Consider the following 17,551-nt stretch of genomic DNA (forward strand, 5'->3'; position numbering starts at 1 on the left):
GCGGGCGCCGTCGTCGCGGCGGCCCGCCGGTCATCCTTATGACTTATTCGACATGCTCGCCGTGCAGGATCACGTCGAGGCCTTCGCGCTCTTCTTCTTCCGACACGCGCAAGCCCATCGTCATGTCGATCACCTTCAGCAGCACGAAGCTCAGCACGCCGCTGTACACCAGCGTGATCAGCACGCCCTTGGCCTGCAGCAGCAGGCTGCCGTCGGCGCCGCCGATGTCCTTGACCGCGAACACGCCCGTCAGCAGCGCGCCGAGAATCCCGCCCACGCCGTGCACACCGAACGCGTCGAGCGAATCGTCGTAGCCGAGCTTCGACTTGAGCCACGTCGCCGACCAGAAGCACACGACGCCGGCCGCGATGCCGATCACGAGTGCGCCCGTCACGCCGACGAAGCCGGCCGCCGGCGTAATCGCAACGAGACCCGCGACCGCACCCGACACGATGCCGAGCACCGACGGCTTGCCCTTCGCGACCCATTCGGCAAACATCCAGCCGAGCGCCGCGCAGGCCGTCGCGACTTGCGTCGTCAGCATCGCGAAGCCGGCACGGCCGTCAGCCGCGACCGCCGAGCCCGCGTTGAAACCGAACCAGCCGAACCACAGCATCGAGCCGCCGATCATCGTCAGCACGAGGTTGTGCGGCGCCATCGATTCGCGGCCGTAGCCGACGCGCTTGCCGAGCACCAGGCACGACATCAGGCCCGCGATACCGGCGTTGATGTGCACCACCGTGCCGCCCGCGAAGTCGAGCACGCCGTCCGACGACAGCCAGCCGGTCGGCTCCCACACCATGTGCGCGATCGGCACATAGACGATCAGCGACCAGAGCGTCATGAACACCAGCATCGCCGAGAACTTCATGCGGTCGGCGAACGCGCCGCAGATCAGGGCCGGCGTGATGATCGCGAACGTCATCTGGTAGACGAAGTAGACCGTCTCCGGAATCGTCGGCGCCAGGTGGCTGACGGTCAGCGTGGTCGCCTTGTCGCCGTGGATGTAGTTCATCCCGTGCAGGAACGCGCGCGACAGGCCGCCGATGAAGCCGTTGCCCGGCGTGAACGCGAGGCTGTAGCCGACCACCGTCCACAGCACCGTGATCAGCGCGGTGATCGCGAAGCTCTGCATCACGGTCGCGAGCACGTTCTTCTTGCGGACCATGCCGGCGTAGAACAGCGCGAGGCCGGGGATCGTCATGAACAGCACGAGCGCGGTGGAGGTCAGCATCCACGCGGTGTCGCCCGAGTTGATCTTCGACGAATCGACGGAGAACGGCGCGGTCGGCGCGGCGGGTGCGGCCGGTGCCGAAGCGGCGGCGGCGGCCGACGCGTCGGTGGCGCCCGAAGCCGGTGCGGCGGCTGCGGCCGTGGCGGAGGCATCGGTTGCGGCCGGCGCCGAAGCGGCCGGAGCGGCGGCAGCCGAGGCGTCGGAAGCCGTGGCGGCGGGCGCGGACGCAGCCGCGGCGGACGCCGCGTCGTCGGCGAGCGCGGAGCCGACGCCGGCCGCGATCAGCGAGCCGGCCATCAGCAGGGACATCAGAAGTTTGCGCATCTTGGGTTTCCTCTTGTCGCTTGTCTTGTGTGTTCTGTTACAGCGCGTCTGCGCCGGTCTCCCCGGTGCGAATCCGGATCACCTGTTCGATCGCCGTGACGAAGATCTTGCCGTCGCCGATCTTGCCGGTGCGCGCGGCCCGCTCGATCGCCTCGACCGCCTGGTCGACGAGATCGTCGGACACGGCTGCCTCGATCTTCATCTTCGGCAGGAAATCGACCACGTATTCGGCGCCGCGGTACAGCTCGGTGTGCCCCTTCTGCCGCCCGAACCCTTTCACCTCCGTGACCGTGATGCCCGAGACGCCAAGCGCCGACAGCGCCTCGCGCGTCTCATCGAGCTTGAACGGCTTGATGATTGCGGTAATGAGTTTCATGAAGTCCTCTCGCTGGGTTGTCCCGTCGAATTGGTTGGAATGTTGTAACGGACTCTCCTCAGCAACTCGCATGCCATGTCGGTTCGAGCACCGTTTCAAAGGGCTTCATCAAGGGGTCGCATCCCGTGATGTAAGGTACGGAAGCCCGGCCGAATGGCCAACGTGGCCCGGTTTGCTGGCGCGGCGAAAGGATCGTTGCTAGAGTGCACGCACGTCCCGGATCGCCGGGGCATTCACCCATGCGGGCGCCATGCCCGGAATTCGCGCTCCGGGCGCACCATTTCCGGTCACGCGTGCATCATGGGCACGTACGCAACTGAAGATGCACATTTTTTGTGCAAGGAAGGGGAATCACATGAAGCAACCCAGCGACGTTTTCAACGATCTGCAGTCGCGCGTCAGCGATCTGCTGAAAAACTCGCCGGCCAAGGACGTCGAGCGCAACGTGAAGGCCATGCTGTCGCAAGGCTTTTCGAAACTCGATCTCGTCACGCGCGAGGAATTCGACACGCAGGCGCAAGTGCTCGCCCGCACCCGCGTGCGCCTCGAGGAACTCGAAAAGCGCGTCGCGGAACTCGAGCAGAAGCTCGCCGCACCGCAAGCCTGACGCCCCACCCGGCCGCAAGGTCCGGGCGCGGGCCGCCTCGTGCGGCCCGCGCCCGCCGCCTCCGAAGCCCTGAAGTCGCCCTGCCGCCCTTCGTCGTCCGTCGTTCTCCGCAGCATCCCCGCTCTTCGCTGTTCATCGCTCTTCGCCGTTCGTCGCTCTTCGTAGCCCCTCGCTTTTCGTAGTCCGTCGCTTTTCGCAGTCCCTCGCTCTTCGTAGTCCGTCGCTCTTCGTAGTCCGTCGCTCTTCGTAGTCCCCCGCTCTTCGTAGTCCCCCGCTCTTCGTAGCCCCTCGCTTTTCGTAGTCCGTCGCTCTTCGCAGTCCCTCGCTCTTCGTAGTCCGTCGCTCTTCGTAGTCCCCCGCTCTTCGTAGTCCCTCGTTCTTCGTAGTCCCTCGTTCTTCGTAGTCCCTCGTTCTTCGTAGTCCCTCGTTCTTCGTAGCCCCTCGCTCTTCGCAGTCCCTCGTTCTTTTCCCGCGCCACGCCGGCAAGCGCGCACCGATTCCTCCGATTTCCGCGGCATACGGTCACGAACGGCCGTCGCCCGTCCGTTTTGTTTACAGGAGCCTCGCCATGTCGCTCGCCGTGGTGCGCAGCCGCGCGCCCGCCTCCGGCCGTGCGCCGGACGTTACCGTCGAAGTCCATCTCGCCAACGGGCTGCCGTCGTTCTCGATCGTCGGCCTGCCCGATCTCGAAGTCCGCGAAAGCCGCGAGCGGGTGCGTGCCGCGCTGCAGAACTGCGGCTTCGAATTCCCCGTGCGCCGCATCACCGTCAACCTCGCGCCGGCCGACCTGCCGAAGGAGTCGGGGCGGTTCGACCTGCCGATCGCGCTCGGCATCCTCGCCGCGAACGGCCAGATCCCGGCCGACGCGCTGGCCGGCCGCGAATTCGCGGGTGAGCTGTCGCTGACGGGCGCGCTGCGGCCGATGCGCGGTGCGTTCGCGATGGCGTGCGGGGTGGCGCGGGACTGGCAGGTTGCAGAAAGCGGCGCGGCTTCCGGTTTGCGCGTCGGCGCGCTTTCCGATTCGAGCAACGGTGGCCCAGGGGCCGGCCCGGAGCCCGGCGCCGCCGCCGCGTCAAACGCCCCCGAGCTGTACCTGCCGCTCGCCAGCGCCGCCGAGGCGGCGCTCGTTCCGGGCGTCACCGTGTTCGGCGCGCCGGACCTGCCCGCGTTGTGTGCTCACCTCGCCGGGGCGCCTGACGGCCGGCTCGCACCGGTCGCGGCGCCGTGCCTCGACGGCCTGCCGATGCCGGCCGCCCCCGATCTCGCCGATGTGGTCGGCCAGCGCGGCGCCCGCCGCGCGCTGGAAGTCGCGGCCGCGGGCGGCCATCACATGCTGATGGTCGGGCCGCCGGGTGCCGGCAAGTCGATGCTGGCCGCACGGCTGCCGGGCCTCCTGCCGCCGCTGACCGACGACGAGGCGCTGACCTCGGCGGCGCTCCTCTCTGCGAGCCGCCTCGGCTTTTCACCCGCACAGTGGCGCCGGCGGCCGTTCCGTGCACCGCATCACTCGTCGAGCGCCGCCGCACTGGTCGGCGGGCGCAACCCGCCGCAACCGGGCGAAATCACGCTCGCACATCTCGGCGTGCTGTTTCTCGACGAACTGCCCGAATTCGACCGGCACGTGCTCGAAATGCTGCGCGAGCCGCTGGAAGCCGGCCGGATCACGATTTCGCGCGCGGCGCAGCAGGTCGATTTCCCGGCCGCATGCCAGTTGATCGCCGCGATGAACCCATGCCCGTGCGGCTGGCACGGCGATCCGTCCGGGCGCTGCCGCTGCACGCCGGATGTCGCCGCGCGCTACCTGCGCAAGCTGTCGGGGCCGCTCGTCGATCGCATCGACATCCAGATCGACCTGCCCGCGCTATCGCCGGCCGAACTCGCGTCGCGCGCGACGGCGCCCGGCGAGCCGAGCGCGGCGGTGGCCGCGCGGGTCGCACACGCGCGTGCGCTGCAGCTCGGCCGGCAGGGCAAGACGAATCACATGCTGAGCGGCCGCGAGACCGACGACCTGTGCCGGCCGACCGACGAAGGCGAACGGCTGCTGCGCGAAGCCGGCGAGCGCTTCGGCTGGTCGGCGCGCGCGTATTACCGCGTGCTGAAGGTCGCGCGGACGATCGCCGACCTGGCCGGCGACCCGCTGCCGACGGCCGCGCAGATCGCCGAAGCGATCCGCTACCGGCGCGCGCTGACGGCGCTGTGAGCGCCCTCGGAGGACAAAATCCGGCTGTCAAGACTTGACTTATGCACAATTTCGCGAATCCGGCCCCGGATCGAGGCTCGGCGGGGCCTTTGCAGCACGGAATCCGTATCTCGTTGTTTTAATTGATTTTTCTCAAAACACGAGCACGCGACCAAACGGGCCGGAAGGCCGTCCCGCGCGGCTTGGCGGGAAATCCGGGCGACTTTTCAACAAAGTTATCCACATGCGCTGTGGATAGTCGAAAAAACCTCGCAAAATCCGATGACTAGCGCCGAAAGCTGCGAATGAACTTTCAGTTGTCACAGAGTGTCCCGGCGCCCTCGCCGCCCGCTGTCAGTCGAGCTTGAACGACCCGAAAAACTGGTCGAGCTGCTCCTGTGCAAGCGGCCCGTCGGCAATCACGACGGCCTGGTACGCGTGCCGGCCGCGTGCAGCGAGCCGGGCGACGATCGTCTTGCGTGTGCGATCGCCGCCGGCAGCCGCGCCCGCGATGCGCAGCTCGAGCCCGTTCACCGCGCCGCCGGACGCGAGCGGCACGGGCACCGAAGCCGTCTGCGGCGCGCCTTCGAGGTTGCGCGACAGCCCGGCACGCAGGAATTCGAGCGCCGCGCGGCGCGTGTCGTCGCGGTCGTCGGGCAGCGTCAGCGTGCCGACCGCGAACACCGCGCCGTCCACGTGCGCGGCCTGCATCCGCATCGGCATCGACGCGCCGCCGATCGCCACCGGCTGCTGCTCGACGGTCGGCTTCGCCGGCAGGTCGATCGTGTAGCCGGCGTCGTTGTGCAGCGTGCGCCAGTCGTACGACGGCGAGCACGCGGCCAGCACGACGCTCACGCACGCGAGCGCGGCGAAGTGTCGCAGCGGACGAAAAAGGGGGCGCAACGAATCGGTGACTTCCTTCGGCATGGCGTGGATCGGGCAGGCAAAACGGGCATTATCCGCCGAACGTGAAATCCGGGATGTGTGGCCGCCGTCGGTGCTCACGCCGCATTCGCGCTAAAATGAGCGCCGAATTTCGATGTCCTTTGCTTTGATCCGCGTCATCGACCGACTCCGAGAGCACCAGATGAACACCACGCCTCCCGCCCGCCGCAGCGCCGGCCCCGTCCGCTACATCGTCGCCGCCGTCGTCGTCGCGGCGATCGCCGTCGCCGGCTTCTTCGCGTTCAACGGCAAGTCCAGCGTGCCGGACGCCACGTTCACGCTGCTGTCGGGCCAGAAGGTCTCGACCGCAGGCGACCTGAAAGGCAAGGTCTATCTCGTGAACTTCTGGGCGACGAGCTGCGCGACCTGCATGCAGGAAATGCCGCAGATGGTCGATACCTATAATCGCTTCAAGGGTCAGGGGCTGGAATTCGTCGCGGTTGCGATGAACTACGATCCGCCGATGTACGTCGCGAACTACGCGCAGACGCGCCAGTTGCCGTTCAAGGTCGCGCTCGACGACGGCAGCGTCGCTAAGCAGTTCGGCAACGTGCAGCTCACGCCGACGACCTTCGTCGTCGACAAGGATGGCAAGATCCTGAAGCGCTACGTCGGCGCACCGCAGTTCGCGGAACTCGACGCACTGCTCAAGAAGGCACTCGGCAGCAACGCGGCCTGAGCGCCGCCAGATCCGGGATCCGGCTCGAAGGGCAGCACGCCGCGCCCTTCACGCACAAACGGACCGTACGACCGGGCAACCCGGTTCTACGGTTCGTTTGCTTTTCAGCGCTCGGTTTCGCCTTTCGCCGACAGCCCGTAGCGCTTCATCTTCTCGTACAGCGTCGCCTTGCCGACATGCAGCCGGTCGGCCGTCGCGGCGACCGCGCCGCCCGTCTGGTTCAGCGCTTCGGCAATCACCGCGCGCTCGAATTGCTCGATGCGCTCCTTCAGCGTCTGCTCGTTGTCGGCCTCGCCGGCGCTCGCGCCCGTCTCCTGCGACATGTCGGCCACACCGAGCACGAAGCGGTCGGCCGCGTTGCGCAGCTCGCGCACGTTGCCGGGCCAGTCGCGCTGCATCAGGCTCGCGCGCTGCCGGTCGGTCAGCACCGGCGCGGGCCGCGCGTAACGCACGGCCGCATCGAGCATGAAGTGCTCGAACAGCGGCACGATGTCCTCGCGGCGCTCGGCGAGCGGCGGCAGCGCGATCGTCACGACGTTGAGCCGGTACAGCAGGTCGCGCCGGAACGTGCCGGCCGCGACGAGCTCGCTCATGTCGCCCTTCGCGGCCGCGACGATGCGGCAGTTCACGCGGATCGGCTGGTTCGAGCCGAGCCGCTCCAGCACGCCGTCCTGCAGCACGCGCAGCAGCTTCACCTGCAGCGCGAGCGGCATGCTTTCGATTTCATCGAGGAACAGCGTGCCGCCGGACGCATATTCGAGCTTGCCGACCCGGCGCTTCGCGGCGCCGGTGAACGCGCCGGGCTCGTAGCCGAACATCTCCGACTCGAACATCGGCTCGGGCAGCGCGCCGCAATTCACCGCGATGAACGGCTTGTCGCGGCGCGGCGACAGCTCGTGCAGGCTGCGCGCGATCAGTTCCTTGCCGGCGCCCGTGTCGCCGTTGATCAGCACCGACGCGTCGGTCGGCGCGACGTTCGCGATCAGCTTGCGCACCTGCTCGATTGCGGGGCTGCGACCGATGATGCGCGGCGCGACGACGTTCTGCCCGGCCAGCTCGCGCCGCAGCGCGAGGTTCTCGAGCACGAGCTCGCGCCGCTCGAGCGCGCGGCGCACCGTCTCGATCAGGCGCTCGGCCGCGAACGGTTTTTCGATGAAGTCGTATGCGCCGTCGCGCATTGCCTGCACGGCCATCGAGATGTCGCCGTGCCCCGTGACGAGGATCACGGGCACGTCGGGCACGCGCTCGCGGCACTGCGCGAGCACGTCGAGCCCGCTCGCGCCGGGCAGCCGGATGTCGCTGACGATCGCGCCGGCGGTATCCGCGACGATCGCCTTCTCGGCCGCTTCGGCCGACTCGAAGCCGACGACGTCGAACCCCGCCAGCTGAAGGCTCTGCACGCTTGCCCGGCGAACGAGCGCATCGTCTTCGATATAGATCACTTGCAGCCGGTTGGCCATCGTACTCACTTGCTCCTGACGGGCCGCGCGGCGGCAGCGCGCGCGGCGTCGTTGATACCGATCGTGCGCCGATCGGGCGTGCGGCGTGGCGCGCCTAGCGCGAGCCCGCCGGCTCGGACACGGAGTCCGGATGATGCGTGCGCGCGCGCCGCAGCGTCAAGACGAACAGCGCGCCGCCCGACGGCGCGTTGCGCGCGGTCAGCGCACCGCCCGCGTCGCTCGCGATCGACGACGAGATCGCGAGACCGAGCCCGAGCCCGCGCCCCATTTCCTTGGTCGTGAAGAACGGCTCGAACAGGCGCGGCAGCAGGTCGGGCGCAATGCCGCATCCGTTGTCGCGCACCTCGAGCGCGAGCGTTGCCGCCGACACCGCGATCGTCACCTCGATCGCTGGCGCCGCCACGCCGGCAACCGCGTCGAGCGCATTGCCGAGCAGGTTGATCAGCACCTGTTCGAGGCGCAGGTCCTCGCAGCGCGCGACGAGCTCGGGATAGTCGCGCGCCAGGTCGAGCGGCGCATCGTGTGCGGGCGACACGGTCGCGTCCTGCAGCGTCAGCGTGAGCGCGACGCCACGCAGGCGCTCGTCGAGCAGCGACAGCACGCTGCGCAGCGCGCGCACGACGAGCGCCTGCTCGTTGCGCGGCTTCGCGCGGCCGACGAACAGCTTCAGCTGGTTCGTGATCTTGCCCATCCGCTCGGTGAGCGCGGCGATCGCCTCGAGGTTCTCGCGCGCGGCCGCCTGCTCACCGCGATCGAGCAGCACGCGCGTGTTGTCCGAGAAGCTGCGCAGTGCCGCGAGCGGCTGGTTCAGTTCATGCGTGATGCCGGCCGCCATCTGGCCGAGCGCGGCGAGCTTGCTCGCCTGGATCAGTTCGTCGTGCGCGGCGCGCAGTTCCTGCTCCGCGCGGATCCGGTCGCCGACCTCCTTCTGCAACTGCTCGTTCGCTTCCGACAGGTCGGCCGTGCGCTCTTCGACGCGCCGGTTCAACTCCGCGTACGCCTGCTGCAGCAGCGCGCGGCCGCGGATCATCTCGCGCACGCGCGCGCGACGCATCCGCCAGTAGAACGCGAGCAGCGCGACCGACACGAAGCCGAAACCCGTGACGATCGTCGCGTTGCGCGCGTCGGCGTCGACGGGCGCGATCGGCGCCAGCGTGACGAGCAGCCAGTCGGGCTCGCCGATCCGGCGCTTGCTCGCGAGGAAGCGCGGCGCACGCAGGCCCGCGCCGAGGCGCACGATCTCCGCATCGGGGCCGAGCACCTGCTCGATGCGCAGCGGCAACGGCGTGACCGGTTGCTGCGCGTACTGGCGCGTCTCGTAGATCGACGCGGCAACGGGCCCCGTCAGCGGCCGCAGCGTGTGGTACTTCCAGGCGGGCACCGACGACAGGAACACGACGCCGTGATCGTCCGCAACGACGAGCGGCTCGGACGCATCGGCGCCCTGGAACCATTCGAGATTGAGCTTCACGACGACGACGCCCGCGATCTTGCCGTCGCGCCACACGGGCTGCGAGATGTAGTAGCCGGGATCGCGCGAGATCGTGCCGATCCCGAAGAAGCGGCCGACCTGGCCGTTCATCGCATCGAGGAAATACGGGCGGAAGCGGTATTCGATCCCGACGAAGCTCTCGGGCGCGCGCCAGTTGCTGGCGGCGACGCACAGGCCGTCCGCGCCGATCACGTAGGTGACGGTCGCGTGCGCGTGTTCGTTGAGGTCTTCGAGATAGCGATTGACGCGCGCGGTGTAGTCGGCGCGTTCAGGCTCGGCGAGCAGGTCCTGCACGTACGGATGGCTGCCGAGCAGGTAGGGCAGCGATTCGTAGCGGTCGAGTGTGCTCTTGAGCGCGTTGGTGGTGCGGTCGACGCGCACCGCGGCGTTGCGCTGCAACTCCGCGACGCCGCGCCGCCAGGTAATCGTCCACGTCAGCGTGCACGCCGCGGCGAGCGCGGCGGCAAGCACGACGAGAATGAGCAGACGGCGCGTCACGGTCGAGGCTTCCTGGCGATGCGGATCGCCTATTGTGTCATAGGCCTCCGCCTGCCCGCCTCGGCCGCCGCGGGCCGTGCGGCCGGCGGGCGGTGCCGCCGCCTGCTCCTTCATGACGTCAGACGCCGGCCGTCTCGGTCGTCGTGACCTCGCCGCCGCCGGTCAGCGCCTGGCGCAGCTTGTTGCGGTCGAGCTCCTTCTCCCAGGCCGACACGACGACCGTCGCGACGCCGTTGCCGACGATGTTGGTCAGCGCACGGCATTCGCTCATGAAACGGTCGATGCCGAGGATCAGCACCATGCCCGACAGCGGGATCGTCGGCACGACGGCGAGCGTCGCGGCGAGCGTGATGAAGCCCGCGCCCGTGACGCCGCTCGCACCCTTCGATGTCAGCATCGCGACGGCCAGCAGCGTGAGCTGCTGCATCCACGTCAGTTCGATGTTGGTCGCCTGCGCGATGAACAGCACGGCCATCGTCATGTAGATGTTGGTGCCGTCGAGGTTGAACGAGTAGCCGGTCGGCACGACGAGGCCGACGACCGAACGCGAGCAGCCGGCCTTCTCGAGCTTTTCCATCAGCTGCGGCAGCGCGGCTTCCGACGAGCTCGTGCCGAGCACGATCAGCAGCTCTTCCTTGATGTAGGACACGAAGCGGATGATCGAGAAGCCCGTGAAGCGCGCGATCGTGCCGAGCACGACGAGCACGAACACGACCGACGTCAGGTAGAACGTGCCGATCAGCTTGAGCAGCGGCACCAGCGAACCGACGCCGTACTTGCCGATCGTGAACGCCATCGCGCCGAACGCGCCGATCGGTGCCAGCTTCGTGACGATGTGCACGATGCCGAACAGCACGCGCGTGAGCCCGTCGATGAAGTCGGTGACGACCTTGCCGCGCTCGCCGAGGTGGGCGAGCACGCTGCCGAACAGCAGTGCGATCAGCAGGATCTGCAGGATTTCGCCCTGCGCGAACGCATCGACCATCGTGTTCGGGATGATGTGCATCAGGAAGTCGACCGTCGACTGCCCGTGCGCCTTCGCCGCGTACGACGCGACGGCCTTGCCGTCGAGCGTCGCCGGATCGATGTTGAAGCCGACGCCCGGACGCAGGATGTGCGTGGCCGCGAGGCCGAGCAGCAGCGCGAAGGTCGACACGATCTCGAAGTACAGCAGCGCCTTGCCGCCGACGCGGCCCACCTTCTTCATGTCCTCCATGCCGGCGATGCCGGTGACGACCGTACAGAAGATGATCGGGCCGATCACCATCTTGATCAGCTTGATGAAGCCGTCGCCGAGCGGCTTCATGTCGGTGGCGAGCGCCGGGTAGTAGTGGCCGAGGATCACGCCGACGATGATGGCGAAGATCACCTGCACATAGAGCACTTTGTAGAAGGGTTTCTTCTTCACGATGGTTCCTGCTGAAGTAGATGAGCCGATGGAAACGGCGTCACGCGCGCAGGCGAATGTCAGGGGAAGAGCCATTCGCCTGCGCGGCTGCCGTGCCGCAACAAGCGATGCCTCAGGACATCCGACAGGGGAGGAAGGCAGTGGTCATCGATTGTCTCCTTGCTTGCTGTAGTAGTTCGGCCGGGGGATGGCCGTGCGCTTTATATCGCAAGGTCGATGCCAGGTTTCCGCAACCCCTCAAACCATTGTTTTCATTGTATTTCTCATAATGCGGCAGGCAAGGAAATCCGGGATTCCGGATTTCCGGAAAATATCCGTCCGGCGATCCGGACGGATGCGGCCATTCATCGGATGAATCAGTGCTGCGCGGCGCGGCCGGCCAGCACCCCCGTCTGCGCATAAAACTCCTGCTGCGCGAACGCGTCGCGCTCGCGCCGTGCGCGCTCGCCGCGATCCGCGAGCGAGCCGACGACGATCCCGACGAACGCGAGCGGCACCGACACAAGCGCCGGGTTGTCGAGGAACACCGGTGCGTGCGCGTGATGCAGCACGTCGACCCACACCGACTTCGACAGCACCGTGAGCGTGACCGCCGACCCGAGGCCGAGGCCGCCGCCGAGCACCGCGCCGCGCGTCGTCATCCCGCGCCAGAAGATCGACATCGCGAGCACCGGGAAATTCGCGCTCGCGGCCACCGCCGCGACGAGGCCGACCATGAACGCGACGTTCACGTGCTCGAACAGGATCGACAGCCCGATCGCGACCGCCGACAGCACGATCGTCGCCGCGCGCGAGATGCGCATCTCGAGGCGCTCGTCGGGCTTGCCGCGCGCCCACATCTGCGCGTAGAGGTCGTGCGAGATCGTCGTCGCGCCGGCGAGCGTGAGGCCCGCGACCACCGCGAGGATCGTCGCGAACGTGACGGCCGCGATGAAGCCGTAGAACCAGTTCCCGCCGACCGCCTGCGCGAGTTTCACCGCGACCATGTTCGAGCCGCCGAGCAGGTCGTGCGTCAGGTTGAACGAGCCGTTGGCGCCCAGCTTGAAGAATTCCGGATGTTGCGCGAGCAGCACGATCGCCGAGAAGCCGATCACGAAAGTCAGCAGGTAGAAGTAGCCGATGAAGCCGGTCGCGTAGAGCACCGACTTGCGTGCCTCCTTCGCGTTCGGCACCGTGAAGAAGCGCATCAGGATGTGCGGGAAGCCGGCCGTGCCGAACATCAGCGCGATGCCGAGCGACAGCGCGTTGGCCGGATCGCGGATCAACTTGCCGGGCCCCATGATCGACAGCGCGCCCGGATGCACGGCCACCGCGCGGCGGAACATCTCGTCGACGCTGAAGCCGAATTCGGAGAGCGCAAGCACGACGAGCAGCGTCGCGCCGCACAGCAGCAGCACGGCCTTGATCACCTGCACCCAGGTGGTCGCGGTCATCCCGCCGAAGAACACGTAGACGACCATCAGCACGCCGACGATCAGCTCGGCCGTGCCGTACGACAGCCCGAACAGCAGCTGGATCAGCTTGCCCGCGCCGACCATCTGCACGACGAGGTACAGCACGACGATGGTCAGCGAATTCGCGGACGTCAGCAGCCGGATCGGCCGCTGTGCGAAGCGGTACGCAACGACGTCGACGAACGTGAACTTGCCGAGGTTGCGCAGCGGTTCGGCGATCAGGAACATCACGAACGGCCAGCCGACCAGAAAACCGATCGAATAGATGAGCCCGTCGAAGCCGAACATGAACACCATCCCGGACAACCCGAGGAACGACGCGGCCGACATGTAGTCGCCCGCGATCGCGAGCCCGTTCTGCAGCCCGGTGATGCCGCCGCCGGCCGTGTAGAAGTCGCGCGTCGAGCGCGTGCGGCGCGCGGCCCAGCGCGTGAGCGCGAGCGTCGCGAACACGAACGCGAAGAACATCCCGATCGCGACCGGGTTCAGTTCGACCTTGTCGGGCATCGGGCCCGCGACGGATACCGCATGGGCGGCGGAGGAAACGAGAACGGCAAGCGCGCCGAGCGCGATCGATGTGCGTCGCATGTCGGCCTCCGTCACGAACTTTGCAGGATCGCGTCGACCCGGCGGTCGAACGCACGATTCGCGCGCAGCACGTAGCACGCGGTCAGGCCGATCGCGACCAGGATGATCGCGACGCCCGCGGCGATCCCGACCGTGGTCGTCGCGCCGCGGTACAGCGGCGCCGCGAGCACGTGCGGCGCGAGCGCGACGAGCAGGATGAAGCCGTAGTACGTGGCGATCATCAGCGCCGTCAGCGTGAAGCTGAAGCGGCGCCGCGCGCGCACGAGTTGCTGGTAGTCGCGGCGCGCCGTGACCGATTCGATGACGGAAAGCTTCATGGTGTCTCCTGTGTCGACCAGAGTTAGCGCTTTAGCGCTTACTCTGGTCCCATGCTTCGCGGTCGACCAGAGTTGGCGCTTTAGCGCTTACTCTGGTCCCATGCTTCGCGGTCGACCAGAGTTGGCGCTTTAGCGCTTACTCTGGTCCCATGCTTCGCGGTCGACCAGAGTTAGCGCTTTAGCGTTTACTCCGGTCCCATGCTTCGCGGTCGACCAGCGTTAGCGCTTTAGCGTTTACTCCGGTCCCATGCTTTGCAGTCGACCGGAATCGGCGCTCGAGCGCTGACTCCAGTCCCCGCACGGCCCCTCGTCGTTTCGCGAGGGTTGTCTTGTAGATGGCCGGCGCGTCACCCGATCCGCCCGCGCCGCGGCGGTAAATTGAATTACACGACCCGATCCGCGCGCAGCCGCGCGACCTCGTCGGCCGATATCCCGAGCCAGCCGCCGAGCACCGCGTCAGTATCGGCACCGAGCACCGGCGGCGCACCGCGCACCGGCAGCCGCTCGCCGTCGAACCGGTACGGCGGCGCCAGCACGTCGACACCGCCCGCGACCGGGTGTGGCTGCCGCGTGACGAGCCCCGCGCGCGTCGCACGTTCCGACTTCAGCGCCTCATGCAGCCCGAGCACTTCGCCGCACGGAATGCCCGCCTCAGCAAGCGCCGCGAGCAGCGCCGCGCGTGACCGGCGCGCGAGTTCGCGACGGATCTCGGGCAGCAGGTCGGCGCGATTCTCCGAGCGGCCGAGGTTGGTCTTGTAGCGCACGTCGGCCGCGAGGTCGGGCCGCTCGATCGCATCGCAAAAGCGCGCGAACTGCGTGTTGTTGCCGACCGTGATCACGAGCGGGCCGTCGGCCGCATCGAACACGCCGTACGGCACGATCGAAGGATGCGCGTTGCCGTAGCGCGGCGGGTCCTCGCCCATCAGCAGCGCGTCGAGCCCGTAGTACGCGGTAATCATCAGCCCGCAGTCGAACAGCGCCATCTCGATGCGGCGGCCACGACCGGTCGCATTGCGCTCGTACAGCGCAGCGAGGATCGCCTGCGCCGAATACATGCCGGTGAACAGGTCGACCGCCGCGACGCCGAACTTCAGCGGCGGCTGGCCGGCTTCGCCGTTCAGCGCCATCAGCCCGGCCTCACCCTGCACGACGAGGTCGTAGCCGGGTCGCGCGGCCTCGGCGCCCGAGCGGTCGTAGCCGGAAATCGCGCAGTGCACGAGGCGCGGATTCAGTTCGGCCAGCGCGTCGTAGCCGAGCCCGAGCTTTTCCGCGCCGCCGAACTTGAAGTTGTGAAGCACCACGTCGGCCTGCGTGGCCAGTTCTCGCGCGAGCCGCCGCCCTTCGTCGGTCTGCAGGTCGAGACAGATCGCGCGCTTGCTGCGGTTCACGCTGTTGAAATACGTGGTTTCGGTATCGCCGATCCGCAGCCCCCAGTCGCGCGTATCGTCGCCGCGCGCCGGATGCTCGACCTTGATCACTTCCGCGCCGAAATCGGCGAGCACCATCGCGCACCACGGGCCCGCGAGCACGCGCGAGAAATCGAGCACCTTCACGCCGGCCAGCGGCAATGCACGCGATTCGTTCGTCATCCTTGTCTCCTCCATTCGCGCTGTGCGCTTTTACTGTTTCGACAGCGCGATGTAGCGTGCGAGATGGTGATCCTCGTCGCCGAGCTGATGATCGATCATCACGAGACGCTTCGCGTAGTGCGACAGCGGCAGCTCCCACGTCATCCCGATGCCGCCGTGCAACTGGATGCTCTCCTCGGCGACGAGCGTGCCGATCCGGCCGATGCTGTATTTCGCCGCCGCCAGCGCGCGTTCGCGCACCACGCGCGGCGCCTCGAGCAGCGCCGCCGCGTTGATCACGGCCGAGCGCGCCTGCTCGACTTCGAGCAGCAGGTCGGCCATCCGGTGCTGCAGCGCCTGGAAGCTGCCGATCGGCAGCCCGAACTGCTTGCGCGTGCGCAGGTACTCGAGCGTGTGCTCCTTCGCGACATCCATCGCGCCGAGCGCTTCAGCCGACAGCGCAAGCAGACCGTAGCCGAGCACGCGTTCGAGCAACTCGGCGCCCGCGTCGCCGTCGTGCGCGCCGAGCGCCGCATCGGCCGGCAACACGACGCGTTCGAAGCGCACTTCGGCCGCGCGGCCGCCGTCGATCTTCCGGTAGTCGCGCAGCGATACGCCCGGTGCGTCGGCCGGCACGACGAACAGGCCGATGCCGGCCGCATCGTAGTCGTTCCCGGCCGTACGCGCGCTGACGACGAAGAACGCCGCCTGCGCGGCCTGGTCGACGACGCCCTTCGCGCCCGTCAGCACCCAGCCGTCGCCCGAGCGTTCGGTGCGCGTGCGTACGGTCGTCAGTTCGTAGTGCGAGCCCGGCTCGTCGTGCGCGAACGCGGCGCTCACGCTGCCGTCGATCAGCGCCGCGAGCCTGTCGCGATGCGCGGCGCCGCCGGCGAGCGACAACGCGCGGCCCGCGAGCAGCGCGCCGAGGAACGGCTCGACGACGAGCCCGCGCCCGAGGCATTCGAACACCACGGCGATGTCGAAGCCCGCGCCGCCGAACCCGCCGTCGGCTTCCGCGAACAGCGCGCCGACCGTGCCGAGTTCGGCAAAGCGCTGCCACATCGCGCGATCGAAGCCTTCGGCCGACTGCGCGATGCGATCGCGCACCGGGAACGCGTACTGTTCGGCGATGAAGCGGTTCAACGTGTCCGCCAGCATCCGGCGGTCTTCTGTGTGCTGGAAATCCATCGTCGCGCTCCTCGTTACAGCCCGAGCATCATCTTCGCGATGATGTTCTTCTGGATCTCGTTCGAGCCGCCGAAGATCGACAGCTTCCGGTTGTTGAAATACTGCTGCGCAGCGCTCGCGGCTTCGTCCGGGCCGACTGGCTCGCCGTCGTAATCGGCATCGAGCGCTTCGTCGACGAACGGTTGCGCGTATGGCCCCATCGCACGCCGCATCAGCGCCGTGATCTCCTGGCGGATCTGCGTGCCGCGGATCTTCAGCATCGAGCTTTCCGCACCCGGTGCGCCGCCGCCCGCGACCGCGGCCAGCACGCGCAGGTTGGTCGTGCGCATGTTCTCGAGTTCGATCTCGACACGCGCGACGCGCGCCGCGAAGAACGGATCGTCCGCGAGCGGGCGGCCGTTCTTCGTGACCTTCGCGGCGACCGCGCGCAGCCGGTCGAGCGCGGCCGTCGAGAAGCCGATCCCGGCGATGTTGGTGCGCTCGTACGTGAGCAGGTATTTCGCGTAGGTCCAGCCGCGGTTCTCTTCGCCGACGAGGTTTTCCGCCGGCACGCGCACGTCGGTGAAGAACACCTCGTTCACTTCGTGCTCGCCGTCGAGCGTGATGATCGGGCGCACCTCGACGCCCGGCGTGTTCATGTCGATCAGCAGGAAGCTGATGCCTTCCTGCTTGCGCACGTCGGTCGCGGTGCGCACGAGGCAGAAGATCATGTTCGCGTAGTGGCCGAGCGTGGTCCACGTCTTCTGGCCGTTGACGATGTAGTGCTCGCCTTGCGCGTCGAGCCCGCGCACCGCGTTCGTTTTCACCGCCGCGAGATCGGAGCCGGCGCCCGGCTCCGAGTAGCCCTGGCACCACCAGTCGGTGCCGTCGAGGATGCGCGGCAGCCAGCGGCGCTGCTGCGCGTCGTTGCCGTACTTGATCAGCACGGGGCCGAGCATGTTCACGCCGAACGGCACGATGCGCGGCGCCCCCGCGAGCGCGCACTCGTTGTCGAACAGGAACTTCTGCGCGACGCTCCAGCCGGGGCCGCCGTATTCGCGCGGCCAGTGGCTGGCGAGCCAGCCGCGCGCGTTGAGTGTCGCGTGCCATTCACGCATGTCGTCGCGCGTGAGATGCAGGCCGCCCTTCACCTTGCGCGCGATGCGCTCGGGCAGTTCGGCTTGCAGGAAGCGCTGCACTTCCGTGCGGAAGGCTTCCTCTTCGGGAGTGAAATTGAGATCCATCTTCGTTCCGT

The 17,551-nt window shown here is 67.9% G+C and carries 14 protein-coding genes; 3 read left to right on the plus strand and 11 right to left on the minus strand.

Annotated elements, in window-relative coordinates; translation table 11 throughout:
- Nucleotides 1–43: 43 nt before the first annotated feature.
- Both HAV18_RS35470 and HAV18_RS35475 read right to left on the minus strand, forming a co-directional pair.
- On the minus strand, nt 44–1,558 hold the full coding sequence (locus tag HAV18_RS35470; protein ID WP_166965142.1) for an ammonium transporter: 1,515 nt from the start codon (nt 1,556–1,558) through the stop codon (nt 44–46).
- Nucleotides 1,559–1,595: 37 nt separating this feature from the next.
- A complete protein-coding gene (locus HAV18_RS35475) occupies nt 1,596–1,934 on the minus strand; it encodes a P-II family nitrogen regulator (protein ID WP_027789049.1) in 339 nt (112 codons plus the stop codon).
- A 355-nt stretch (nt 1,935–2,289) separates the two neighbouring features.
- Between HAV18_RS35475 and HAV18_RS35480 the strand changes: the two genes are divergently transcribed.
- Together HAV18_RS35480 and HAV18_RS35485 are read left to right on the plus strand one after the other, a co-directional pair.
- Entirely contained in the window at nt 2,290–2,541 is a 252-nt protein-coding gene (locus tag HAV18_RS35480; protein ID WP_006489451.1) for an accessory factor UbiK family protein, read from the plus strand.
- 568 nt (nt 2,542–3,109) lie between these two features.
- A complete protein-coding gene (locus HAV18_RS35485) occupies nt 3,110–4,741 on the plus strand; it encodes a YifB family Mg chelatase-like AAA ATPase (RefSeq protein ID WP_166965144.1) in 1,632 nt (543 codons plus the stop codon).
- 333 nt (nt 4,742–5,074) lie between these two features.
- On the opposite strand, the gene HAV18_RS35490 is transcribed toward HAV18_RS35485, so the two are convergent.
- Nucleotides 5,075–5,647 (minus strand): hypothetical protein, encoded by a 573-nt coding sequence (locus tag HAV18_RS35490; RefSeq protein WP_166965146.1) that lies wholly within the window; start codon nt 5,645–5,647, stop codon nt 5,075–5,077.
- Between the two features lie 160 nt (nt 5,648–5,807).
- On the opposite strand from HAV18_RS35490, the gene HAV18_RS35495 reads away from it, so the two are divergent.
- Nucleotides 5,808–6,344: a TlpA disulfide reductase family protein gene (locus HAV18_RS35495; protein WP_166965148.1), complete on the plus strand. Its 537-nt coding sequence runs from the start codon at nt 5,808–5,810 to the stop codon at nt 6,342–6,344.
- Between the two features lie 104 nt (nt 6,345–6,448).
- Here the strand turns inward: HAV18_RS35495 and HAV18_RS35500 are convergent, their stop codons facing one another.
- From HAV18_RS35500 to HAV18_RS35535, 8 genes are all read right to left on the minus strand, one after another.
- A complete protein-coding gene (locus HAV18_RS35500; RefSeq protein ID WP_166965150.1) occupies nt 6,449–7,804 on the minus strand; it encodes a sigma-54 dependent transcriptional regulator in 1,356 nt (451 codons plus the stop codon).
- A gap of 94 nt (nt 7,805–7,898) precedes the next feature.
- On the minus strand, nt 7,899–9,908 hold the full coding sequence (locus HAV18_RS35505; protein WP_166965152.1) for an ATP-binding protein: 2,010 nt from the start codon (nt 9,906–9,908) through the stop codon (nt 7,899–7,901).
- 4 nt (nt 9,909–9,912) lie between these two features.
- Complete coding sequence (locus HAV18_RS35510; protein ID WP_011353316.1) at nt 9,913–11,202, minus strand: dicarboxylate/amino acid:cation symporter; 1,290 nt, start codon at nt 11,200–11,202, stop codon at nt 9,913–9,915.
- Between the two features lie 356 nt (nt 11,203–11,558).
- Nucleotides 11,559–13,244, minus strand: a complete 1,686-nt coding sequence (locus tag HAV18_RS35515; protein ID WP_166965154.1) for a cation acetate symporter — start codon at nt 13,242–13,244, stop codon at nt 11,559–11,561.
- 11 nt (nt 13,245–13,255) lie between these two features.
- Nucleotides 13,256–13,561 carry a DUF485 domain-containing protein gene (locus HAV18_RS35520; RefSeq protein ID WP_166965156.1) on the minus strand — a complete coding sequence of 102 codons (306 nt, stop codon included), beginning with the start codon at nt 13,559–13,561 and terminating at the stop codon, nt 13,256–13,258.
- Between the two features lie 383 nt (nt 13,562–13,944).
- Nucleotides 13,945–15,150, minus strand: a complete 1,206-nt coding sequence (locus HAV18_RS35525) for a CaiB/BaiF CoA-transferase family protein (RefSeq protein ID WP_166965158.1) — start codon at nt 15,148–15,150, stop codon at nt 13,945–13,947.
- A 30-nt stretch (nt 15,151–15,180) separates the two neighbouring features.
- On the minus strand, nt 15,181–16,317 hold the full coding sequence (locus tag HAV18_RS35530) for an acyl-CoA dehydrogenase family protein (RefSeq protein ID WP_166965160.1): 1,137 nt from the start codon (nt 16,315–16,317) through the stop codon (nt 15,181–15,183).
- 14 nt (nt 16,318–16,331) lie between these two features.
- The gene (locus HAV18_RS35535) at nt 16,332–17,540 is read right to left on the minus strand and encodes an acyl-CoA dehydrogenase family protein (RefSeq protein WP_166965162.1); all 1,209 of its coding nucleotides are present in this window, start codon (nt 17,538–17,540) and stop codon (nt 16,332–16,334) included.
- Between the last annotated feature and the right edge of the window lie 11 nt (nt 17,541–17,551).

The organism is Burkholderia sp. D-99 (genome assembly GCF_011605345.1).
GTDB lineage: Bacteria > Pseudomonadota > Gammaproteobacteria > Burkholderiales > Burkholderiaceae > Burkholderia.